Origin of the sequence: Bacteroides sp. AF34-31BH (genome assembly GCF_003602795.1) — a bacterium.
Taxonomy (GTDB): Bacteria; Bacteroidota; Bacteroidia; order Bacteroidales; family Bacteroidaceae; genus Bacteroides; species Bacteroides uniformis.
Window position 1 is genome coordinate 12,420 of record NZ_QTLV01000012.1, and the last position, 23,146, is coordinate 35,565.

Genomic DNA, 23,146 nt, shown 5'->3' on the forward strand with positions numbered 1-23,146 from the left:
GCATCTATTTAATTTTTTATTTACTCGTTTATATTTATTTTTGCCAATAATAAACAAAAGAGGCAAACAAACATTTGAGAACAAAAATGATTATATGGATGCTATTGGGGCAGATATTGTATACTTCTGTCTTATCAGCACATACAATAGCCAATCAAGAAAAGCAGAGTATTCTGCAATCATTGGTCAAAAGACAAGTTCTCTATGATGACTCCATATCCATAGACAGCGTCATTACGTGGAGTGAGCAACTTCTTCCCACCCTACAATCAAATGAAGATAGAACGACGTATTTTCTATTACAACTTCAATTGGCCAATGCCTACACATTGCGCGGCGATATCAGCTTAGCAACGAACCGGGCACAACTTATGTACGAAGAAGCCAAAGCTACAGACTACCAATTTGGTATGGTAGTGGCCAACCAAGCCATTGGAGACGCCTATAATACAATAGCCAACATGGGGGATAAAGCCTTGGAATCATACCAAGATGCTTTGACTGAACTATCCAACATTTCAGGCCAGCATCCATATAGGGCACAGCTTCTTTTAAAAATGTCCAACGTTCTGCAACGGAAAGGACGTCTGGAAGAAGCGGAAAAAATCCTGGAAGAACTGGAGAAAATATTATATCAGGAGCCTGACTACCCGACAGACTTCTTTTTCTGCATCGAAAAGACGAATTTTGCCATTTCCCATGGACACCTCTCACAAGACTATCTTGATGAAGCAAACATCTGGCTCCACAAAATGGATTCCATCTACCAACTGCACCCAGAGAAGTTCTACCGGTTTCACTTGGATTACACCACTGCCGCCTACTATAGAGCCATGGGAAATTGGGACAAACAATACTGGAAACAAGCTCTGGACATCTACTCCAAATTGCAAGCAGAATACTCCGGTAATAAACGCTCCACGTATTACCGCTGGACTTCGCTGGAAAAAATCTATCTCTGTAAAATACAAGGCATGGCCATGGAAGCCTGCCGAATCTATCAGGAATTGTATCCTCCTATAGATACACTGGCTTCACAAAGCTATATCCGGCAAATCAATACGATAAAGGCAAAATACCAGGTAGATAAGATAGAGACGGCCAGCAATAACGAATACAATAAAATCATAACCAGCATATTGGTAGGAACGATGGCATTAGTAACGTTATTTGTTCTACTTGCCATCCTACTCAAAAGGCAGCGGGAAAAGGTGAAGCTCTCCACCCAAAAACTGGCAACATCACGGATAAATGCCGAAAATGCCATGCGTGCAAAAAGCGTGTTCCTCTCGAACATGAGCCACGAAATCCGTACCCCGCTCAATGCATTATCGGGCTTTTCATCCCTATTGACGGAAGAGGGACTGGACGATGAGACACGCCGTCAGTGCAATGAAGTTATCCAACAGAACTCAGAACTATTGCTGAAGCTTATTAACGACGTGATAGATCTATCGAGTCTTGAATTCGGCAAACTGCAATTCTGTATTGCACAACATGATGCCGTAAGCATCTGCAGAAACGTGATAGATACCGTGAACAAAGTGAAACAGACACAAGCTGAACTTACATTCACCACCGAGCTGGAAGAAATGCCCATCGAGACTGACGACTCACGCCTGCAGCAAGTCCTGATTAACCTACTGATAAATGCTACCAAATTTACCCCACAAGGCAGCATTGTCCTAAAGCTGGAAAAAGAAACGGACGACACCGTACTATTCACCGTAACAGATACCGGTTGCGGCATTCCCAAAGACAAGCAAGCCAACATTTTCCAACGTTTTGAAAAGCTGAACGAGAATGCTCAAGGCAGTGGGTTGGGGCTCTCCATATGCCAACTTATCATAGAGCATATCGGCGGACAAATATGGATTGATTCAGAGTATGCCGAAGGCTCACGCTTCTGCTTCACCCATCCCATAAGCCAGAAAGGCAGAAAGGAGAATAAGAAATGAAACAGATATTTACATTGCTCATTGCCTTATGCTGGCTGTTACCGTCCGCACACGCAGATGTGCGACGGACAGAAGCCAAGGATAGCCTGCTACGTATATATCTTGCCTCCCCAGCCGATACCACCAGATTGGAAACCCTATATCAGATAGCACTGCTTGACCAACTGTCACCGACATTCATCTATTACGAGAACAAATTACTGGAAGAGGCCATCGCCCAGAAAAATATACTTTACCAGAGTGCGGCCATATATGCACACATTATTTATTATTACAACCTACTGGACCAAAAACATGCAGAACAATGGCTGAGGAGGCTCGAACAGTTGTCTGAAGAGCACAACTACTACCGTCATTACTTCAGAGGCAAAAAGATGATGATAGAATTCTATGTCATCAGCCAGAAGATTGAATTAGCCCTCAAACAAGCACAAGACATGTACGACAAGGCTCAAAGTCTTGGCAACCATGACGGTATGCGCGAAGCATGCCTATGCCTGATGACTGGATATTTCAATACCTTACGTTACAAAGAAGGAATCATCTACCTGAACAAGGCTTTTGAACTGACAAGTCCGGATTCCTCCCTTGCCACTCAGATTGATTTATTGACAAAAGCGGTACTGGCTTACTCATATCTCCATGACAACGACAACATGTTCCGGTATCTGGAGGAACTCAACAATGCAAAAAACAGATTGCAGGAAGAAGGCACCACCGTACTGACAAACGGCTATACCAATTTGTATCTGCTCATAGATTTACAATACGCCCTTTACTATACCCGCCTTCAACGTCCTGCGGAAGCATGGGAATATTTGCAGAAAGCAGAGCGGCATCTCAGTACATCTTCATTTCTTCCTTATCGGTTGATACGTTTGGCAGCATATGCCGAATATTACCAACTGACAAAAGAATACGACAAAGCTTTGGTTTATTTAGAAGACGCCATTGAACTTGTAACCCCTATTTCACTGGATAATGCCATGATTTATGGACTTCAGAAAGCGGATATACTAGTAAAGATGGGGTTTCCGGACGACGCACTTCCTATCTATAAACAAATAACCAAGGCAAGAGATTCGTTATATACAGTATTCTCCACCTCACAGATAGAACAGATACAAAGCCTATATAATATGGACCAACTGCTTTTCCAGAAAGAACAGCGGCAAGCCACTTTTCACCGTATCTGTCTGGTCACTTCCATTATCATCATTATAGCCTTGTTACTTTTCAACCTACATATGTATAGAAGCAGGAAGCGGCTGCAACAAGATGAGAAGGAAATGCGTAAATTGGCAATTATTGCCGAAGAAGCCAACGAAGTAAAAAGCCGTTTCCTTGCCAATATGAGTTATAATATCCGTATTCCACTGAACAATGTAGTCGGTTTCTCCCAACTGCTTTCCACCGACAACGAACTGGATGAAGAAGAGCGAAAAGAGTATTCCGGTATTATCCAGACCAATTCGGGTGAGCTTATCCAACTGGTAAACGACGTATTGGACCTCTCACGCCTGGAAGCGAATATGATGAAATTTCAATTGCAGGATTGTAATGTAAAAGAATGGTGCAACGAACTAGGTTGTCTAATACAAATGCGTAGTGAAGGCCGTATCCTCCTGGAACTACAAGTGGAGGTGGGAGATGTGCGTATCCATACCGACGTCAACCGCCTTACACAAATAGTGACAAGTATGCTGCTTTATCCGAACGACTGCAAAGAAACGCGCAAAGTCAGCATGTTCTTGGTCAACCATCCGGACAAACACATCATCGCATGCCGGATAGAGAACAGTCCTATAGCCGATTCCAGGTTTGCCTCTCAAAAAGTATCAGTGCAACAGAAAATCAACCAGTTGTTCTTTGAACATTTCAAAGGTACCTATCAAACCGAGAATGTCGAAGAAGGAGAAATCGCAGTGATTACTTTTACCTATCCGACTCTTTCTTAAAAGTTGAAAATCGGCTTAAGCTCCAGCTAAAGCCAATAGTATCAGAGCAATTCGTTTACGAAATTCAAAAACGAACATTTTTCAGTCTCTGCGGTATGCTGTGTCGCTTTCTCGACTCCTTATTTAGACGACATACAAATTATACGTTTTTAATCAAGATTGATAGCAAGTAATAAAGAAAACCACTATTTTTGCCAAACGAATTAGTACTAATAATAATTTAAATCTAAAAGAAAATGGCTTACGTAATTAGTGACGATTGTATTGCTTGCGGAACTTGTATCGACGAGTGTCCGGTTGGCGCTATCTCTGAAGGTGATATCTATCATATCGACCCTGAGACTTGCACAGAGTGTGGTACTTGTGCAGATGTTTGTCCTTCTGAAGCAATTCATCCGGGAGAATAATACAATCCCAGTATCAAAAACAAAAGCGTGGGTAGATAAACTGCCTGCGCTTTTTTATATCCCCCACGTGAAATTCAGTACCTTCACCCCCCTCATTGTTATTTTCTATATACGGATAATACGTTAGTTCACAGACATGAACACTTTGTTCCATAAGTATAAAACAAAGTGTTCATATAGTAGAAAACAAAATGTTCGTATAATATAAAACAAAGTGTTTATACTGTATGGAACAGAGTGTTCGCTATAATGAAACAAAGTGTTCGTCATAACAAAACGAACAGTCCGCTTTGATGAAACGAACTGTTCGTGACAGCATGACAGATGTCTTGCTAAAATAAGTTTGTAGAAGAAGTTAGAATCACTTCAGATTAGCCAGTGCTTCTTTTATACGACGGATAGCTTCAACTATATTTTCATCGCTGGTTGCATAACTCATACGAATGCATTCGGGAGCTCCGAAAGAAGCACCACCTACGCAAGCCACATGAGCCACTTCCAACAGATACATGGCCAAATCATCTGAATCATTGATTTTACGTTCTCCGGCAGATTTACCGAAGAATGAATCGCATTTAGGGAACAGATAGAAAGCACCTTCCGGTACATTCACCTCGAAACCCGGAACTTCCTTGGCCAACTTTACAATCAAATCACGACGACGCTCGAAAGCCTTGCGCATTTCCTCCACCGGAACTTGTGTACCCGTATAAGCAGCCTCAGCAGCCTTCTGAGATACAGAACAAGGACCGGAAGTATACTGTCCCTGCAATTTATTGCAAGCCTTCACAAGCCATTCCGGACCTGCAATGAAACCGATACGCCAACCAGTCATTGCATATGCTTTGGAAACACCATTCACAATGACCGTACGCTCTTTCATTTCGGGGAATTGTGCTATGCTCTGATGCTTGCCGATATAGTTGATATGTTCGTAAATCTCATCGGCAATCACAACAACCTGCGGATACTTTGCCAATACTGCGGCCAGGCCTGCCAACTCCTCCTTGCTGTACACCGAACCCGTAGGGTTAGAGGGAGAGCAAAGAATCAGCGCCTTTGTCTTCGGGGTGATGGCAGCCTCCAGCTGTGCAGGTGTTATCTTAAAGTCCTGGTCGATACCGGCAGGTACGATAACCGGCGTACCCTCAGCCAACTTTACCATTTCCGGATAACTGACCCAATAGGGAGCAGGTACAATTACTTCGTCACCCGGATTTACCAATACCAGGATTGCATTGCAAACCGACTGCTTGGCACCATTGGCGCAAGAAATTTGTGCGGCGGTATATTCCAGACCGTTTTCCTTCTTCAACTTCTCTACAATTGCATTACGTAAGGCAGGATAACCCGGCACTGGAGAATAGCGAGAAAAGTTATCGTCTATCGCCTTTTTCGCAGCCTCTTTAATGTGGTCGGGAGTATTGAAGTCCGGTTCTCCCACACTCAGGTTAATTACGTCTACGCCTTGAGCCTTCAGCTCTGCGCTCTTTTGAGACATAGCCAGTGTCGCAGAAGGCGACAAACTGTTTAAACGATCTGATAATTGGTTCATTTTGTTACTATTTAATGATTGTTACGCAAATCCGGTTGCAAAATAAGCGATTTTCTTTGATATAAGAAAACAAAAAGACAGTTACTTATTGAAATGAAGTGTATGTCCCATACGTTCTTTCTTGGTACGGAGATAACGCTCGTTGTATGGATTCGGAGTAGTCTCAATAGCTACGTTCTCCGTTATTTCCAAACCGTAAGCCTCCAAGCCCACACGTTTCACGGGATTATTGGTCATCAGCCGCATTTTGTGCACTCCTATCTCACGAAGCATCTGGGCACCCACACCATAATCACGCTCGTCTGCCAGATGTCCCAGGCAAATATTAGCATCCACAGTATCCATGCCTTCTTCCTGCAATTTATATGCTTTCATTTTTTCCATCAGGCCAATGCCGCGACCTTCCTGATTCAGATATACAACTACCCCCTTACCGGCTTTCTCTATCATCTCCATTGCCTTATGCAGCTGCTCGCCACAATCACAGCGTTTGGAATTGAATATATCACCAGTGGCACAAGAAGAATGTACACGCACCAGAATCGGTTCATCCAATTCCCAAGTACCCTTGAACAAAGCTACATGTTCCAAACCGTTCGACTTCTGGCGGAAAGGAATCAAACGGAAATGACCGTGGTCTGTAGGCATATCCACTTCCACTCCTTTTTCTACAATAGACTCCTGCTTCAAACGGTAGGCAATCAAGTCACGGATAGAAATCAATTTCAAGCCAAATTCATCTGCCATTCTGCGCAATTCGGGCAAACGGGCCATTGTACCATCCTCATTCATTATTTCCATAAGGGCTCCCGCCGGATAAAGTCCAGCCAAACGTGCCATATCAATAGTAGCCTCCGTATGTCCGGCACGGCGCAACACACCTTTCTCCTGGGCATACAATGGATTAATGTGGCCAGGACGCCCGAAAGTGGCCGGAGTAGAAGCCGGATCGGCCAACGCCTGGATAGTAGCAGCGCGGTCTGCCGCAGAAACCCCGGTACTGCAACCTTCCAACTTGTCAATAGTCACCGTAAAGGGAGTACCCAATACAGAAGTATTATCCGATACCTGATGCGGCAAATCCAGTTCCTTGCAACGCGAAACTGTAATTGGAGCACAAAGTACACCACGGGCATGCTTCAACATAAAGTTTACTTTCTCCGGTGTAATCTTTTCAGCTGCAATTATCAAATCACCCTCATTCTCACGGTCCTCATCATCCACAACAATCACAAAGTTACCGGCTTTGAAGTCTTCAATGGCCTCTTCTATCGTATTCAACTTTACATTTTCCATAATCTATTTTGTTTTTATTTATTCTGATCTCTTTCTATGATTCCAATCACATCTTCATTTGTCTTGATAATCCGCTCCATATCCTTATTCAGACGGATACGGAATGCCCAGATACGGAAATAAAAGAACAAGCCTATCGGGAAAACAATACCGCAGAGCAAGTTTAACCAATAATTGCGGAACGGACGGACATGCGCATGGATGGGGATGACCGGATAGGTGTTCAGCGCTGTCAACAAAGTAACGGATCTTGTATTCGACATCTCATCTATCAGACTCTCCAAACGTTCGTTAATATCTTCCACTGCCTCATCCTGGCTATCAGTCATCCACAATTTAAAGTAATTGGGAGCACGTTTCAACCCCTTTCTATCAGCATATTCACGACAGTCTACGGACAAAGCCTTCAGCTCTTCCGGAATACGTGTATAATCAGGATCATGGATGATTACTTCCTTACGGAACAGATGGCGTACACTGCGAATACCCACAACCTTCTTGAACCAATTTATATAAGCATCAGCATTCAATACCACTGAATCATTGTTGGATTTATATGTCAAGAACGCACCCAATGGAGCCAAGACAGCAGTACTGGTCCACATACCCATCCAGACAACCCACTGTCCGTCACGGGCCATCTTATACCCCGTATTGTTGATGATGTAATAGATAATAAAAATCAATACAGAAACCACCACCGGCATTCCCAAGCCTCCTTTACGGATAATTCCTCCGAGTGGCGCACCAATAAAGAAGAAGATGAGACATGCCAGAGAAAGAGTCAGTTTCTCATGCCAGGAAGTCATGTGCCGTCGAAGGCTGCTTTCAGTCTGCGATATATTAAAGCTCTTAAAACTCCAGTCACTCCCCGCACTCTCTGCACGGCTGACGGCCGTGGATATAACCTTCTGTTTCTGCATCAGTGTAGCCACATTGTAGAGGCTGTCTACATTGTACTCACCTAAATAGGCCTTTTCAATCTTCAATGTATCCTCTTTAGACAAGCTGGCTGTCACCTTATAAGTTCCTGCCATAGCTTCTTTATAATAACCACGTCCCACACTGTCATTCTGCAATTTCATGGAATCAATATCCGCCTGCAGCATTCTCATATCCTTACTGTTGGACTGATTACTCATGATACCTGCATCCACCATATTAAAATCCGAATTGAACTCAATGATTGCATGCTTTTCGCGGAATGTCTCACGCCGGTAAGGCACATTCCTTTGGTTCATGTTCTGCGATTTCAAATTCTCAAACTGCTCACCACTGTATAAATGCAAATATAAATGCTGTTTGTCAGCCGTCATCTCCAGACGTCCCGAATCAGACTTGATAATTTGAGCATTCTCAAAACCTTTCTCAAAATTATATATCAGTACGTCATACAGCATACCAGTTTTGCGGTTCTTATGCTTCACATACAGATTATAACCATCTATTTCATCGTAGAACACACCTTCAGGAATATCCACTTCGGGAGATTTCTGCTTCATGGAAATAAGCAAAGTCCATAATTTTGTTTGGGCTTTTGGTCCTATGACATTTTGGAAATAGAAAGAGACACAACAGATGAAACAAATAAAGATAATCAGGGGCCGCATGATTTTCAATAAAGAAATACCGGCTGCCTTCATGGCAAGTAATTCAAAACGTTCTCCGAAATTTCCAAAGGTGATAAGGGCAGCCAGCAGAATAGCCAGCGGCAACGACGCAGGTACCAACGAAAGCGCAGAATAAAAGAAAAACTGTGCAAGGACAGTCATCTCCAATCCTTTTCCTACCATTTCGTCCACATACCTCCATAAAAACTGCATCATAAAGATGAAGAGGCAGATGAAGAAAGTACCCATAAAGAGCATGCAAAAGCTCTTCAAAACAAATATATCTAACTTTTTTATGCGCAGCATTTTACTCGTTTCATGCAATGAGAGCACAAAAGTAGTACAAAAAAGGGAGTACGGGAAATTTTTAATCTAAAGTTAACTAAAAACCACAAGTTCTTCGCAAAGTATCCACTTGCGATTCCCATAATTCACGCGAATCACCCACCTCGTCTATATCGGCAAAGTCTGTTATCTCCAATACGAAATCATTGGTCAACTCATTGTTTGTCATCTTCAGTTCAAAGTATTCTCGCTCGTTCTCATCGTCCAGCCAGCGGAAGCGGATGAATGAATACGCCCGCACGGCAATAATCTCGGCATCACGTTTTTCTGTTTTTCCCCAAAAAAAGGTTACTGTTTTATCGTCTGACTGAACCCTATCAGCAAACCAGCCCTCCAAACCAGTAGGGGTACTTATCGCTGCCCAAAGAATACTTTTAGAAGTCGCATTCAAGAGATATTCCAAATGTATTTTCTTTCTTTCCATAGTCTATTCTGCTTTTTATTGCGCCAGCCAAGATAAATACTTTTTTCTAATTACAGAAAATAAATCATCAAATTTATTTATACCTCCCTTTCCATACACCCCTAATTCATTGATAATGTTATACAAAGACTTTTAATAAAAAGTACTGCAAACCACTTCAGCACCCTATCAGCAAAAGAAAAAGCAGAAAATATCCATAAAAGTTTTGGCAATTTAAATAAAAGCTATATCTTTGCACCCGCAATCGAGAAATGATGGCGGGATAGCTCAGCTGGTTAGAGCGCATGATTCATAATCATGAGGTCCCCGGTTCAATCCCGGGTCCCGCTACAAAGAAGATTTAGACTGTTAGGAGGCTTCCACTCTTGGCGGTCTTTTTTGTTTTTAATACTCGTTTTTTACTATGGTTTGTTTTCAAATTATAGTAAAAAGGAAAATATGAATACAAACAGTTGATATATGGATAGTCCTCTTGCATTTTAAGCCACTAACTTTGTGTGCAAATATCAAGTGACTATTATGAAAAGACAACTGTTCACATTTTCCTTTCTGTGTCTGCTTGCACTAGGTACAAGAGCACAAGATACCCTAACCTTGGAGGACTGCCTCAAAATAGGTATCGAAAACAATTTGTCCTTACAAAGCAAACGGAAGGAAATACAAAAAGGGAAATACGGCATCTCTGAGAATCGAGCCAAACTACTGCCCCAAATCAATGGTTTTGCCAACTATAACGACAATATCGATCCACCCGTATCCGTTACCGATGGTTCAGCGTATGGCAATCCCTATAATGTAACCCAAACTTTGCAATACAACGCCAACTTCGGATTACAGCTGCAGATACCACTTTATAACCAAACACTCTACACCACTCTGTCCATAGCTAAAACCATGGATGAGATGAATCGCCTTTCTTATGAAAAGGCAAGAGAAGACCTCATCCTTCAAATTAGTCAAATGTACTACCTAGGACAGGTTACAGCTGAACAGATTATTTTGATAAAAGCCAACATCACTCGCCTAGAAGAGTTGAGAGATATCACTCAGGCCTTCTATGACAACGGTATGGCTATGGAAGTAGATGTGAAACGCGTCAACATCAACCTGGAGAACCTCAAGGTGCAACACGACAACGCACAAGCCATGATGGAACAGCAACTGAACCTACTGAAATACATCATCGACTATCCGGCAGAAGAAAATATAGCACTGGTACCGGTGAATACAGAAATGATTACGCCCGCAGCACTCACCGGGCTATCTGAAACACTATATGAACTACAGCTGCTGCAATCACAGAAACAACTCGCAGAGCAACAAAAAACAATAGTCAGCAACGGTTACATCCCCTCCTTGAGCTTGACGGGAAGCTGGATGTTCTCTGCCTATACGGACAAAGCTTACCATTGGTTCCATTCCGGCCCTTCCAACCATTGGTATCGCTCCTATGGAGTGGGACTCTCCTTGCGCATTCCCATTTTCGACGGACTGGACAAACGCTACAAGATGCGTAAGGCAACCATTGACATAGAGAACATCAAACTCGCTCAAGAGAATACCCGAAAAAATCTTCAGACACAATATCTGAATGCTACCAATGACCTGATGAACAGCCAGCGTAACTTTAAGAAGCAGAAGGACAATTATCTGCTTGCTGAAGATGTATATACCGTTACCATGGACCGTTATCGGGAAGGAATCGCCTCAATGACCGAAGTGTTGCAGGACGAAATGCGGATGAGCGAAGCCCAAAACAACTATATCAGTGCCCACTACAATTACCGGATAACCAATCTGACTTTGCTGAAGCTGACGGGACAGCTGGAGACGTTGAGCCCCTCAATTCATTAAAGAGGAAGATGAATAGAGCCCGTATTCAAGGACGGATGTATATATAATAATAAGTAAACAATATAATATAGAAAATATGGAAACAAAAGAGAACAATAACACCGCAAGTACCCACCAAGAAAAAGCACGGAAATTGAAGAAGCTTCGCCGTTGGCAAATCGTTGTCAGCCTATTAGGAATAGCTATCCTTATCTGGGGAATTATTCAAGTGGTCTGCCTCTTTTTGAACTACAAACGGACGGAAACCAGTAATGATGCACAGATTGAACAATACATATCTCCCGTCAATCTGCGCGCATCAGGATATATCAAGAAAATTTGTTTCACAGAACACCAAGAAGTACACAAAGGAGATACCTTACTTATATTGGACGACCGGGAATATAAAATCAGAGTCATGGAAGCTGAAGCTGCACTCAAGGATGCACAAGCCGGTGCCACAGTCATTGGTGCCACACTACAAACCACGCAAACTACAGCCTCTGTCTACGACGCCTCCATAGCAGAGATAGAAATCCGCCTTACCAAGCTGGAGAAAGACCGCCAACGATACCAGAATCTGGTGAAGAGAAACGCTGCCACCCCCATTCAATTGGAACAGATAGAAACCGAATATGCAGCTACCCACAAGAAGTTGGAAGCCGTGAAACGACAACAGAAAGCTGCCTTGTCGGGTGTGAACGAAGTGTCACATCGCCGTGAAAATACCGAAGCTGCCATACAACGGGCAACAGCCGCACTCGAAATGGCACGACTGAATCTCTCCTACACCGTAGTAGTAGCTCCTTGTGATGGGAAATTGGGGCGGCGTACTCTTGAAGAAGGACAATTCATCACTGCCGGACAAACCATCACCTACATTCTGCCTGACACACAAAAGTGGATTATAGCCAACTACAAGGAAACCCAGATTGAGAATCTGCACTTGGGACAAGAAGTAGTCATTACCGTCGATGCCATCAGCGACAAAGAATTCAAAGGAAAAATCACTGCCATCTCCGGAGCCACCGGCTCCAAATATTCCCTAGTGCCCACGGATAATTCTGCCGGCAACTTCGTGAAGATACAGCAACGCATCCCAGTCCGCATCGACTTTACCGATTTGTCCAAAGAAGACAACAGCAGCCTTGCCGCCGGTATGATGGTAATAGTCAAAGCGAAGATGGAATAATGATTAGTGTTTAATGATTAATTTTTAATTATCCATGCCCTCATCCCCCAAGAACTATCCCTTCTACAACTGGGTACCTAAGCCGGTAGGTATCATCATCCTATTCGTATTCTTTTTGCCGATACTGACTGTAGGCGGTACCTACTCGGTGGCAAGCACCGAAATGATGAGCGGGCTCGGCATCATTTCCGAGCATATCCAGTTTGCCAACTTCGCCACTTCCATCGGTATGGCGGCATTCTGCCCCTTTCTATATAGGCTGGTAGTCATACGCCGGCAGAAAATGATGTGTCTGGCAGGATTCTCCCTGATGTACATCTTCAGTTATATCTGTGCCAAGACAGACAGTGTTTTCCTGCTGGCACTATGCAGCATCTTTATGGGATTCCTACGAATGGTACTGATGATGGTCAACCTCTTCACCCTCATAAAGTATGCAGGGCATATCGAAGCGTACGATAAGATTACACCCGGCAACGAGCCTGTAACCGGCGAAGGCTGGGACAAGCTGGACATCGAACGGAGTGCGGCACAACCTGCCATCTACCTATTCTTCATGGTACTGGGACAATTGGGAACCTCGCTCACCGCCTGGCTCGCCTTTGAGTACGAATGGCAGTACATACACTACTTTATGATGGGGCTACTATTACTTTGCATCCTCATCACATTCATCACTATGCCTTATCATAAATATACCACCCGCCGCTTCCCCATCAACCTCAAGCAGTTTGGCAATGCCTCCATCTTCTGCATCACACTGGCTTGCATTACCTACGTGCTTACTTATGGCAAAGTGCTCGACTGGTACGACGACCCAACCATACGATGGGCCACAGTCTGCGCCATCATTGCTGGTGGTATATTCCTCTACATCGAGTCTACCCAACGCAATCCTTACTATCAACTCGATGTATTCAAACTGCGCACCATCCGTATGGGTTTCCTATTCTATTTTCTGTTAATGGTACTGAATTCCAGCGCCATGTTTGTCAACGTATTCACAGGCATAGGCATGAAACTGGACAACTTTCAGAACGCCACCCTAGGCAACTGGTCCATGCTGGGCTACCTCATCGGCGGTATAGCCACCATCTGGCTCAGTGTGAAAGGCGTACACTTCAAATATCTCTTTGCCGCCGGTTTCCTTCTATTGGGGCTTTCCACCATGTTCATGTATTTCGAGGTACAAGGTGCAGGACTGTACGAACGGATGAAGTATCCGGTCATCATCCGTTCTACCGGTATGATGTTCCTCTATTCGCTGATTCCAACCTACGCCACCCAACGCATGCCTTACAAATATCTTTCTTCCTGGATATGCACCATGCTTACCGTACGCATGGTATTGGCTCCCAGCATCGGAGCCGCACTCTATACGAATGTACTGCAAGAACGCCAGCAGCACTACGTCACCCGCTATGCACAGAATGTAGACATGCTACACCCCGAAGCGTCCGCCTCGTTTACCCAAACTGTACAAGGTATGCAATATCAGGGAAAGAGCAAACAAGAAGCAATCAACATGGCTGCCATATCCACCAAAGGACGCATCCAAGTACAAGCCACTCTCTCTGCTATAAAGGAAATGGCAGGATGGACACTCTATGCCTGCCTGATTTGCATGATATTTGTGCTTGTCGTGCGGTATCCTAAACGAAAATTACTAACTTAGCGGACAATTTTCAGTACAACCTGTAATTTTGTCTGTTATGGATACCCAACAAGAACGTTTATCCCACTTGGACCACGCATTGTCAAACGGAGAAAACATTTGTAGTTCAGAAGGTATGCTCTGCTCCTTTCCCACCTCCCTGAAGAAACCTTTTATGATTAATGGAGCAGGACTGATAGTTTGCCGCCAGGGTAACTTCACCTTTTCGCTCAATATGAAAGTATTCTCGGCCCAGGCTGGCGAAACAGTTTTCATTCCGGAAGATTCCCTCTTCCAAGTGCTGAGCGAATCGGAAGACCTGCAACTATTCATATTCATTTACCAGATAGAACCGATAAGGGACATCATAGGCAATTCAGTGGCAACCATGTACCTATACATGCAGCTCCGGACCGAACCATGCTACGTATGGAACACCGGAGACGAAGAAGAAGTTCTGAAATACATGTCCTTACTGGACAATACCCTGCACTTAGACAACAACACCTTCAACGACAACGAACAAAGGCTGCTTCTGCTGGGACTCACATACCGCATCTGTTCCATTTACAACCGTAAACTGATGAACCTTAAAACAACGGTTGGCCACAAACATGAATTTTTTATCCGGCTGATTCAGTTGATAGATGCGCACTACACGGAAGAACGCGGTGTAGAGTTTTATGCAGACAAACTCTGCTTATCACCCAAATACCTCTCTGCACTATCCAAGTCCGTCTGCGGATTCACCGTACAGGAACTGATATTCAAATCCATCATCCGCAAAAGCATCTCACTACTCAAGAACACCCAGAAAAATATCCAGGAAATCGCCGATTTCTTCAATTTTCCCAATGCTTCTTATTTTGGTACATTTTTCAAGAAACAAACAGGCATGTCTCCGCAACAGTACCGCAAAAAATAGAAAACGTTACGCTTTCAACCGGATAACGAAGCGGCTCCCCTTACCCAGCTCACTCTGAACAGTCAGTGTACCGCCATGCGCTTCCACAAAGTCTTTCGAAATGGAAAGTCCTAAGCCACTACCTTGCACTTTAGTGCCCGGCACTCGGAAATAACGGTCAAAAATGCTCTGGTGATAACGCGGGTCGATACCTTTTCCAAAATCCTGCACATACATTTCCACAAAATCCTCGTCATGCTTGGCGCCGATAACCACCCTCCCGTTCTCTTTGGAATAGCGGATAGCATTACTCAACAAATTGGTGAGTACCCAAGCAATCTTTTCGCTATCGACAAACAATTTAGGCATTTTTTCTTCCGGATACTCCACTTCTATCTGAATGCCGAATTTATCAGCCTGTACCTGATTAGCCTTGATGGCATACTCTATCAGTTCAATGGGCTTTGTTATTTTAGGCATCATCTGCAGTTTACCGGCTTCTACCTGCGTCATGTTCAGTAGTTCTCCGGTAATCCCAAGAAGGCGATCAGCATTTTCCTTAATGCTGTTCGATAATTGCTCCTGCTCGTCGTTCAACACCCCTACCCGTTTGTCCTCCAACAACTGCAGACTCATCAGAATAGCGGATATAGGCGTTTTCAGTTCATGAGAAATAGTCGAGATAAAAGTAGTCTTGGCACTATCCAATTCTTTGAATTCTGTAATATTTTTCAGTAAAATCACATCGCCAAGATTATGAGGTTCGTCATCATCAGCCTCTGCATTTATAATGGTAATGTAAGAAGCTTTAAAGTAACTCTCCTTATTGTCTGCATAAATCTTCAACGGTTCTTTCTTTTCACCCGGATTTACCAATTCACGAACTAAACGGCGGAGCAAATCATTCTTCAAAGAAAGCTCCTCAGCCGAACGGCGAATTACCTCTTCCCGTTTTAAATTCAGCACAGTTAAAGCCTCATTATTGATAAAGAGAATTTCCCTATTACGGTTCAAACCAATAATAGGTTCATCAATACTATTCACAATAGCCTCAAGAAATTTCTTAGCAGAAAGTATGTCGTTCAGCGTACTGGCGCGATACTCCGTCAGTCGTTCCGCCATCCGATTAAAACTATCAGCCACTTCACGAAATTCCTCGCGTCCACTCATATCCAGACGTTTCTCATAATTATGGTTCGCTATTTCAAGAATCCCACGCGTCAGTTCTTGAATAGGTTTGCTGATGGAACGGGGAAGCCATACCAACAATATGATACTGGCAAAAATACATACCCCACCTATCACAGAAATCCAGAGCAATGCACGTTGCAATCCCGGTACAGCAGCAGGACTATCCGGCTCTGTAGCCGTCAGTATCTGTAGATTCACCACAGAAAGAGCAACCAACAAAATAATCATTCCAGCCAATACCCCTACGCTGAGTATCAATTTTGTACGAATATTCATAATGTTCCTAAGAATTAATATTATGCAAGTATAATCAAATCTATGTTTACTTGTGCCAAATCACGCACAAATTTTCGGTATTTCAATATCATGAACAATGATTTCGGAAAAGAAAGTGACGGACTTCCCATGCAGACAGTTGTTATCTGTTTCTCCCTACAAGTATCAACAATGCTTCCCAGCACATCCGGCGATTGCACCTGAACGACCTCCCCTCCCAGTTCGGTCACCAATTTGAAGTGGTTCAATAAATACCTTTGATTTGCCAGACCGATGCGGTCAGTACTTTCTCTGGGAGTCTGCACATAAAGGGCAACAAACGAAGTATTGTAGCGGGTTGCCAGACGTGCAGCTTTACGAATGATGCGTCGTGGTGTTTTCTCGTTGCTGCTGATACATGCCAGAAATCTCTCATGACGGACTCCCACACTGGTAACCACTTCATTCTCCACTTTCTTTTCCACCCGTAAAGCCACCTCTTTTAAAGCCAGTTCACGTAATTGGAGAATATTTTCCGTTTTAAAGAAATTGTTCAAGGCAGTAGAGACCTTTTCCGGCTTGTAAATTTTTCCAGCTTTCAGACGGGCTATCAATTCTTCCGCAGTCAAGTCAATATTCACCACCTCATCTGCCTCTTGCAAAACGCTATCGGGAATACGTTCCTTCACCTCAATACCCGAGATGCCTTGTACTTCTTCATTGACACTCTCAATGTGCTGGATGTTAACGGCAGAAATCACATTGATACCCTCATCAAGCAAATCCATCACATCCTGCCAGCGTTTCTCATTCCGGCTACCTTCCACATTGGTATGTGCCAGTTCATCCACCACTACTATCTCAGGGTGTATCTGGATAATGGCATCCAAATCCATTTCTTCCAGCTCTTTCCCTTTATAGAATATCTTACGACGAGGAACAACGGGCAATCCTTCCAACATAGCATCCGTACCGGCACGCCCGTGTGTCTCTATATAGCCTATCTTCACATCTACTCCGTTGTCAAGTAACTCGTGTGCTTCCTGAAGCATACGATAAGATTTACCTACACCAGCAATCATGCCGATGTAGACTTTGAACTTGCCACGCCGCGACTTTTTAATCAAATCAAGAAAATGCTGTACGCTTTCTTCCCTACTCATTTCTTCTGTTTTTTTACTTGTCTTATATATGCCATATAACCCGTAACGATCATCACGACCGCCACGGGCATCCAACACTAATTCATGAGTTCTAAAGTTATATCTAAATAAATCATGGCCTTAAAGTAAAGCCGAATACCAGATGTGCATCTTCCATACGAGGGTTCCAAATGGCTTGTGCAAATACAGGTATTGAGAAATTGTCAGTAATCTTGATTTCCGTAATACCTTTCAGTGCCACATTGGTTACGGCAAACCCGCTGTTAGGAACGCCATATACTCCTACCCCAGCTTCATAAGGCAGAAATCCGCAAGTCAGGTTCAAATCTACAGACTTAACACTGAACGGATAGTTGAGTTCAACATACGAAGAATAATTCTGCCTGCCTTTATCATCTTTGTCAGCTCCGGCAAACATAGTGTACCAAGCGATTGACAAAGGAAACTTTTCAACCGGCAATGTATAGGCTAATCCCGCTTCAAAGTGATGAGCTGTTTCGTGACTCTTAAAATTAAAATACTTTCTTGCTCCTTGTCCGCCCCACCACAAGCTGGCAACAGAAAAAGTTAGACCTGATTCTCCCAAAGCATAGGCAGCCGTCAAATCAATCTCCTTAGCCGCAGCCCCTTCTCCTGAAGAAACTCCGTCAAAATCGGTAGAGCCCCATGCCGTCAAAGAAAAATCACCGACCCCAAAACCCAAAGTGGGCTGAAAACTGGCTCCCGTCTGGTAAAAGCCGCGCCAAACATAAGAACTGACTAAATCACCTTGTATTGTAAATTCCTGAGCTTGCACTTTGCCGGTTCCCATAAAACAAGCAGCTACCATACTCGCAAAAACTAGAATTGATATTTTTAAACTTTTCATATCCAACTATTTATTTACCATTACTAATCAATCGTTGAAAGGCAGGAAGGAAGTTTCGGCTCCCCCTGTAAAATGACAGTCTTTCGCTGCCTGAACAGAAATACTTCCGCTCCTGCCCATAACACATGACAAACACAACTAAAAAATTATTTATTCTGATCGGCTTCTTCTAATGCAATGTTCAGTTCCAGCACATTGACAGTTTCCGTACCAAACACCCCCAAAAAGGGTTTGCTGATGTTCTTGTCTACAATGGCTTTCACTTCAGCCTCGTTCATGCCACGTGCCTGAGCCACACGCTTCACTTGTACATAAGCACAAGCAGGTGTGATATGTGGGTCTAGACCGGAACCACTGGCGGTTACCATTTCAGCAGGCACATCCTTGCGGCTCAGATAAGGATGATGTACCAGAAAAGTATCGATACGGGCTTCCACTTCTGCCAGGTATTCATCGTTCGTAGGTCCCTTGTTACTACCACCCGAAGCATCGGCTGTATAATTACCCGCAGATGGGCGTCCCCAGAAATAAATATCTTGCGTAAACATCTGGCCTACATTGGCTGCACCTACCACTTTACCATTGAGTGTTGCCACCTCTGCATTTCCCTTGTTGGGACCGGCGAACTGTGCAAATATCCACAAGACAAGGATATAGAACAGAGAGAAAAATATGCAAAATGCAATTGTTATTTTAAATGATTTCCAAAGAGTTTTCATTTTATCCAAGTTTTAAAAAAACAGACTAACTATCATATCTATCAGTTTGATGCCGACAAACGGAGCAATGACGCCACCCACACCATAAATCAACAGATTGCGACGAAGTAGCGCACTGGCACCGATCGGCTTATACTGAACACCTTTCAAAGCCAACGGAATCAAGATAGGAATAATGATAGCGTTGAATATGACAGCCGAGAGAATGGCCGTTTCAGGGCTATGCAGTCCCATAATGTTCAGAGGAGCCAACTGAGGGATGGCTACCATAAACAAAGCAGGGATAATAGCAAAGTACTTGGCAACGTCGTTCGCAATGGAGAAGGTAGTCAACGTACCGCGTGTCATTAACAACTGTTTGCCAATCTCCACAATTTCAATCAGCTTCGTCGGATCGTTGTCAAGGTCCACCATGTTACCAGCTTCTTTGGCTGCCTGCGTACCGCTGTTCATTGCCACCCCCACATTAGCTTGTGCAAGGGCGGGAGCGTCGTTTGTACCGTCACCCATCATAGCCACCAGCTTACCGGCCTGCTGTTCTTTTTTGATATATTCCATCTTGTCTTCCGGCTTGGCTTCAGCAATGAAATCATCTACTCCAGCTTTCTCTGCAATATATTTGGCTGTCAAAGGGTTGTCACCGGTCACCATCACAGTTTTCACACCCATCCTGCGAAGACGCTCAAAACGTTCCTGAATGCCCGGTTTGATAATATCCTGCAACTCAATTACCCCAGTAACTTTCTGATTGACACATACCACCAGCGGAGTTCCACCGTTGCTGGTAATTACAGCAATCACCTCTTCAATCTCTTTCGGGAACTTGTTTCCGGCATTTTCCACAATCTTGCGAATAGCGTCGAATGCGCCTTTACGTATCTGAGTACCATCCTGCAAATCCACACCCGAACATTTTGTTTCGGCTGTAAACTTAATCATATGAGCACCGGTAGTATTCAAATCACGCATACGATGACCGTTTTCACGTCCCAGTTCAATGATAGACTTACCCTCCGGAGTCTCGTCAGAAAGTGAGGACAACAAGCAAGCCTCTACGAACAAATTCTCGTCAACACCCGAAGCCGAATGAAACTTAGTAGCTTTACGGTTACCGATTGTAATGGTGCCAGTCTTGTCTAGCAACAAGGTATCAATGTCACCGGCTGTTTCTACCGCCTTACCGGATTTTGTAATTACATTAGCGCGCAAAGCACGGTCCATCCCAGCAATGCCGATGGCAGAAAGCAGTCCGCCGATAGTAGTCGGTATCAAGCAGACAAACAAAGATATGATGGCTGCAATGGAGATATAAGTTCCCGGATGGTCAATATTCGTATAATCAGCCATAGGAATCAACGTTACACATACAATAACGAATACCAAAGTGAAACCAGCCAGAAGAATAGTCAATGCTATTTCGTTCGGAGTCTTCTGGCGAGTAGCGCCTTCTACCAAAGCAATCATCTTGTCAAGAAAGCTCTCACCCGGTTGCTGCGTCACCAATACCTTGATTTTATCAGAAAGAACTTTTGTACCACCAGTTACGGAACTCTTGTCACCACCGGCCTCACGGATAACCGGAGCAGATTCACCGGTAATGGCACTTTCGTCAATGGAGGCCAAACCTTCCACAATCTCACCGTCGGCAGGAATCGTATCTCCTGCTTCACAAATAAAATAGTCACCTTTCTTCAAACGTGAACTGCTAACGGTATGGATTTTACCGTCAACCAACACTTTAGCAGGAGTCTCTTCACGGGTTTTACGCAAACTGTCAGCTTGGGCCTTACCACGAGCTTCAGCGATGGCTTCAGCAAAATTAGCAAACAGTAACGTCACAAACAAGATGATGAATACCAATAAATTATATCCGAATGCTCCATATTCCGAAGTACCCAATGAAAGGAAACAGACAATCAGCATGACAACCGTTACGACTTCCACCGTAAACATAATTGGATTCTTTATCATCACTCGTGGATTTAGCTTCACGAATGATTGCTTCAAACTTTCCATTACTTGCTCCTTCTGAAACAGAGAAGCTGATTTATTATCTTTCATACCTATGAAATTACTTTTTACAAACTACTATTACAAACTGAAATGTTCAGCAATCGTACTCAATGCATGTGCCGGGAAGAATGACAAGGCAGCCACAATAAAGATAACGGCAAAAGTCATCACACCGAAAGTTACTGTATCTGTCTTCAGCGTACCGGCACTCTCCGGAACATATTTCTTTCCGGCCAACAGACCAGCAATGGCTACCTGACCTACGATAGGCAGGAAACGTCCTAAAATCAGCGTCCAGCCGGTAGTATAGTTCCAGAAGTAAGTATTGTCGCCCAATCCTTCGAAGCCAGAACCATTATTGGCCGCAGCCGAAGTATATTCATAAAGCTGCTCACTCAGTCCGTGGAAACTGGGATTATTCAACCAGCCGCCTTCACCTGCCACAAATTCAGGATAATGAGCGAACAAAAAGCAAGAAAGTGCCACACCGCCCAAGATGATAAGCGGATGAAGCAGTGCCACAATGGTAGCAATCTTCATTTCACGCGCCTCTACCTTCTTACCGAGAAATTCCGGAGTACGTCCCACCATCAGTCCACTGATGAATACGGCGATAATGATGAATGTATAATAGTTCATGAAACCTACACCCACACCTCCAAACCACGTATTAATCTGCATGTTCAGCATTTCCATCATACCGGAAAGAGGCATCGTTGAATCATGCATACCATTCACAGAGCCATTGGAAGTAACTGTAGTCACAATACTCCAAAGAGCAGTAGCAGCAGACCCTAAACGGACTTCTTTACCTTCCATTGCTCCATTGTCTTGAGCAATTCCCATCTCATCAATGCGCGGATTACCTCCCATCTCCTGCGAAACATTGATGCAAACACCGACAAGAAAAGCAAAAAGCATTACGCTATAGATAGAGTAAGCCATCTTCTTACGTTTGATGTAAAAGCCGAGTGCAATCACCATAGACATTGGTATAATTAGGATAGACCAACATTCTGCAATATCTGTCAAGTAAGTAGGATTTTCCAACGGATGTGAAGAGTTACATCCAAAGTAACCGCCACCGTTCGTACCCAATTGCTTGATAGGAACAATCGCTGCCGTAGGACCTTGTGAAACCAACTGGGTTTGTCCTTCCATCGTCTGAACTTCCAGCTTACCATCAAATCCCATCGGAGTACCTTGTAGAATGAGGATGAAGCCCACAATCAACGAAAGCGGTAATAATACACGGGTACAGCTCAAAACCAAGAACTTCCAGAAGTTACCGATAGTCTTCGTCGATTTAGCAGCCATACCCTTCATGATACCTGCCATAGCTGCCATACCGGTAGCGGCGGTAATGAATTGGAACAACATAATGACGAACAACTGTGTAAAATATGTCAGTCCGCTTTCACCGGAATAATGCTGCAAATTACAGTTCACCATAAAACTGATACATGTATTGAATGCCAGGTCCGGTGTCTGGTTAGCGTTTCCATCCGGATTTAACGGCAACCACTGCTGTGTACAGAGTAGCACCATGCCCCATACAAACCAAAAGGCATTCAGAATCAGCAGGGCTTTCAAGAACTGTTTCCAGTTCATCTCTTCCTCCGGATTGACTCCGGCCACTTTATAAATCAATCTCTCGACCGGCTTCATGAAATCCGACCATGTCTTTTCGCCTTTGTAAACCTTGGCAATATACTTTCCCAGAGGATAGGATATCACAATCAGCAGAACAATCTGCAAGGCTACACCTAAAATTTCAGTGTTCATTTCTCCACTCTCCATT

General features: G+C 43.8%; 17 protein-coding genes and 1 tRNA gene. 8 read left to right on the forward strand and 10 right to left on the reverse strand.

Features of this window, described 5'->3' with window-relative positions; genetic code table 11:
• The first annotated feature begins 86 nt into the window (after positions 1-86).
• The 3 genes from DWZ67_RS15915 to DWZ67_RS15925 all read left to right on the forward strand — a co-directional run bounded on the left by DWZ67_RS15915 (position 87) and on the right by DWZ67_RS15925 (position 4,323).
• Entirely contained in the window at positions 87-1,958 is a 1,872-nt protein-coding gene (locus DWZ67_RS15915; RefSeq protein ID WP_120139298.1) for a sensor histidine kinase, read from the forward strand.
• On the forward strand, positions 1,955-3,916 hold the full coding sequence (locus DWZ67_RS15920; RefSeq protein WP_120139299.1) for a sensor histidine kinase: 1,962 nt from the start codon (positions 1,955-1,957) through the stop codon (positions 3,914-3,916). Before DWZ67_RS15915 ends, DWZ67_RS15920 begins: the two co-directional genes overlap by 4 nt.
• 236 nt (positions 3,917-4,152) lie before the next feature.
• Positions 4,153-4,323, forward strand: a complete 171-nt coding sequence (locus DWZ67_RS15925; protein ID WP_005834872.1) for a DUF362 domain-containing protein — start codon at positions 4,153-4,155, stop codon at positions 4,321-4,323.
• A 361-nt stretch (positions 4,324-4,684) separates the two neighbouring features.
• On the opposite strand, the gene DWZ67_RS15930 is transcribed toward DWZ67_RS15925, so the two are convergent.
• From DWZ67_RS15930 to DWZ67_RS15945, 4 genes are all read right to left on the reverse strand, one after another.
• The gene (locus DWZ67_RS15930) at positions 4,685-5,878 is read right to left on the reverse strand and encodes a pyridoxal phosphate-dependent aminotransferase (RefSeq protein ID WP_005834870.1); all 1,194 of its coding nucleotides are present in this window, start codon (positions 5,876-5,878) and stop codon (positions 4,685-4,687) included.
• 81 nt (positions 5,879-5,959) lie between these two features.
• Positions 5,960-7,174 (reverse strand): bifunctional 3,4-dihydroxy-2-butanone-4-phosphate synthase/GTP cyclohydrolase II, encoded by a 1,215-nt coding sequence (locus DWZ67_RS15935; RefSeq protein WP_008662946.1) that lies wholly within the window; start codon positions 7,172-7,174, stop codon positions 5,960-5,962.
• A 14-nt stretch (positions 7,175-7,188) separates the two neighbouring features.
• A complete protein-coding gene (locus tag DWZ67_RS15940; RefSeq protein WP_005824727.1) occupies positions 7,189-9,090 on the reverse strand; it encodes an LptF/LptG family permease in 1,902 nt (633 codons plus the stop codon).
• 76 nt (positions 9,091-9,166) lie between these two features.
• Complete coding sequence (locus tag DWZ67_RS15945) at positions 9,167-9,553, reverse strand: START-like domain-containing protein (protein WP_005824726.1); 387 nt, start codon at positions 9,551-9,553, stop codon at positions 9,167-9,169.
• 256 nt (positions 9,554-9,809) lie between these two features.
• Here DWZ67_RS15945 and DWZ67_RS15950 point away from each other — a divergent pair.
• The 5 genes from DWZ67_RS15950 to DWZ67_RS15970 all read left to right on the forward strand — a co-directional run bounded on the left by DWZ67_RS15950 (position 9,810) and on the right by DWZ67_RS15970 (position 15,157).
• Positions 9,810-9,883, forward strand: a tRNA-Met gene (locus DWZ67_RS15950).
• Between the two features lie 189 nt (positions 9,884-10,072).
• Positions 10,073-11,407 (forward strand): TolC family protein, encoded by a 1,335-nt coding sequence (locus DWZ67_RS15955; protein WP_005824723.1) that lies wholly within the window; start codon positions 10,073-10,075, stop codon positions 11,405-11,407.
• A gap of 76 nt (positions 11,408-11,483) precedes the next feature.
• Positions 11,484-12,578: an HlyD family secretion protein gene (locus DWZ67_RS15960; protein WP_005834867.1), complete on the forward strand. Its 1,095-nt coding sequence runs from the start codon at positions 11,484-11,486 to the stop codon at positions 12,576-12,578.
• 34 nt (positions 12,579-12,612) lie between these two features.
• Entirely contained in the window at positions 12,613-14,253 is a 1,641-nt protein-coding gene (locus DWZ67_RS15965) for a hypothetical protein (RefSeq protein WP_005834866.1), read from the forward strand.
• Between the two features lie 37 nt (positions 14,254-14,290).
• A complete protein-coding gene (locus DWZ67_RS15970; protein ID WP_022400870.1) occupies positions 14,291-15,157 on the forward strand; it encodes a helix-turn-helix domain-containing protein in 867 nt (288 codons plus the stop codon).
• 6 nt (positions 15,158-15,163) lie between these two features.
• Here the strand turns inward: DWZ67_RS15970 and DWZ67_RS15975 are convergent, their stop codons facing one another.
• The 6 genes from DWZ67_RS15975 to kdpA all read right to left on the reverse strand — a co-directional run bounded on the left by DWZ67_RS15975 (position 15,164) and on the right by kdpA (position 23,130).
• Positions 15,164-16,603 (reverse strand): sensor histidine kinase, encoded by a 1,440-nt coding sequence (locus DWZ67_RS15975; RefSeq protein WP_005824715.1) that lies wholly within the window; start codon positions 16,601-16,603, stop codon positions 15,164-15,166.
• A 20-nt stretch (positions 16,604-16,623) separates the two neighbouring features.
• Complete coding sequence (locus DWZ67_RS15980; RefSeq protein ID WP_005834862.1) at positions 16,624-17,745, reverse strand: sensor protein KdpD; 1,122 nt, start codon at positions 17,743-17,745, stop codon at positions 16,624-16,626.
• Between the two features lie 112 nt (positions 17,746-17,857).
• Positions 17,858-18,613: a hypothetical protein gene (locus DWZ67_RS15985; protein WP_005834860.1), complete on the reverse strand. Its 756-nt coding sequence runs from the start codon at positions 18,611-18,613 to the stop codon at positions 17,858-17,860.
• Between the two features lie 146 nt (positions 18,614-18,759).
• On the reverse strand, positions 18,760-19,332 hold the full coding sequence (locus DWZ67_RS15990; RefSeq protein ID WP_005834858.1) for a K(+)-transporting ATPase subunit C: 573 nt from the start codon (positions 19,330-19,332) through the stop codon (positions 18,760-18,762).
• A 12-nt stretch (positions 19,333-19,344) separates the two neighbouring features.
• A complete protein-coding gene (gene kdpB, locus DWZ67_RS15995; RefSeq protein ID WP_005834857.1) occupies positions 19,345-21,393 on the reverse strand; it encodes a potassium-transporting ATPase subunit KdpB in 2,049 nt (682 codons plus the stop codon).
• A gap of 30 nt (positions 21,394-21,423) precedes the next feature.
• Positions 21,424-23,130: a potassium-transporting ATPase subunit KdpA gene (gene kdpA, locus DWZ67_RS16000; protein ID WP_009037805.1), complete on the reverse strand. Its 1,707-nt coding sequence runs from the start codon at positions 23,128-23,130 to the stop codon at positions 21,424-21,426.
• Positions 23,131-23,146: the final 16 nt, after the last annotated feature.

What these genes read in the sequence shown, in the direction of transcription:
- DWZ67_RS15915 (WP_120139298.1), top strand. Translation starts at nt 87, where the DNA reads ATGATTATATGGATGCTATTGGGGCAGATATTGTATACTTCTGTCTTA.
- DWZ67_RS15920 (WP_120139299.1), top strand. Translation starts at nt 1,955, where the DNA reads ATGAAACAGATATTTACATTGCTCATTGCCTTATGCTGGCTGTTACCG.
- DWZ67_RS15925 (WP_005834872.1), top strand. Translation starts at nt 4,153, where the DNA reads ATGGCTTACGTAATTAGTGACGATTGTATTGCTTGCGGAACTTGTATC.
- DWZ67_RS15930 (WP_005834870.1), bottom strand. Translation starts at nt 5,878, where the DNA reads ATGAACCAATTATCAGATCGTTTAAACAGTTTGTCGCCTTCTGCGACA.
- DWZ67_RS15935 (WP_008662946.1), bottom strand. Translation starts at nt 7,174, where the DNA reads ATGGAAAATGTAAAGTTGAATACGATAGAAGAGGCCATTGAAGACTTC.
- DWZ67_RS15940 (WP_005824727.1), bottom strand. Translation starts at nt 9,090, where the DNA reads ATGCTGCGCATAAAAAAGTTAGATATATTTGTTTTGAAGAGCTTTTGC.
- DWZ67_RS15945 (WP_005824726.1), bottom strand. Translation starts at nt 9,553, where the DNA reads ATGGAAAGAAAGAAAATACATTTGGAATATCTCTTGAATGCGACTTCT.
- DWZ67_RS15955 (WP_005824723.1), top strand. Translation starts at nt 10,073, where the DNA reads ATGAAAAGACAACTGTTCACATTTTCCTTTCTGTGTCTGCTTGCACTA.
- DWZ67_RS15960 (WP_005834867.1), top strand. Translation starts at nt 11,484, where the DNA reads ATGGAAACAAAAGAGAACAATAACACCGCAAGTACCCACCAAGAAAAA.
- DWZ67_RS15965 (WP_005834866.1), top strand. Translation starts at nt 12,613, where the DNA reads ATGCCCTCATCCCCCAAGAACTATCCCTTCTACAACTGGGTACCTAAG.
- DWZ67_RS15970 (WP_022400870.1), top strand. Translation starts at nt 14,291, where the DNA reads ATGGATACCCAACAAGAACGTTTATCCCACTTGGACCACGCATTGTCA.
- DWZ67_RS15975 (WP_005824715.1), bottom strand. Translation starts at nt 16,603, where the DNA reads ATGAATATTCGTACAAAATTGATACTCAGCGTAGGGGTATTGGCTGGA.
- DWZ67_RS15980 (WP_005834862.1), bottom strand. Translation starts at nt 17,745, where the DNA reads ATGAGTAGGGAAGAAAGCGTACAGCATTTTCTTGATTTGATTAAAAAG.
- DWZ67_RS15985 (WP_005834860.1), bottom strand. Translation starts at nt 18,613, where the DNA reads ATGAAAAGTTTAAAAATATCAATTCTAGTTTTTGCGAGTATGGTAGCT.
- DWZ67_RS15990 (WP_005834858.1), bottom strand. Translation starts at nt 19,332, where the DNA reads ATGAAAACTCTTTGGAAATCATTTAAAATAACAATTGCATTTTGCATA.
- kdpB (WP_005834857.1), bottom strand. Translation starts at nt 21,393, where the DNA reads ATGAAAGATAATAAATCAGCTTCTCTGTTTCAGAAGGAGCAAGTAATG.
- kdpA (WP_009037805.1), bottom strand. Translation starts at nt 23,130, where the DNA reads ATGAACACTGAAATTTTAGGTGTAGCCTTGCAGATTGTTCTGCTGATT.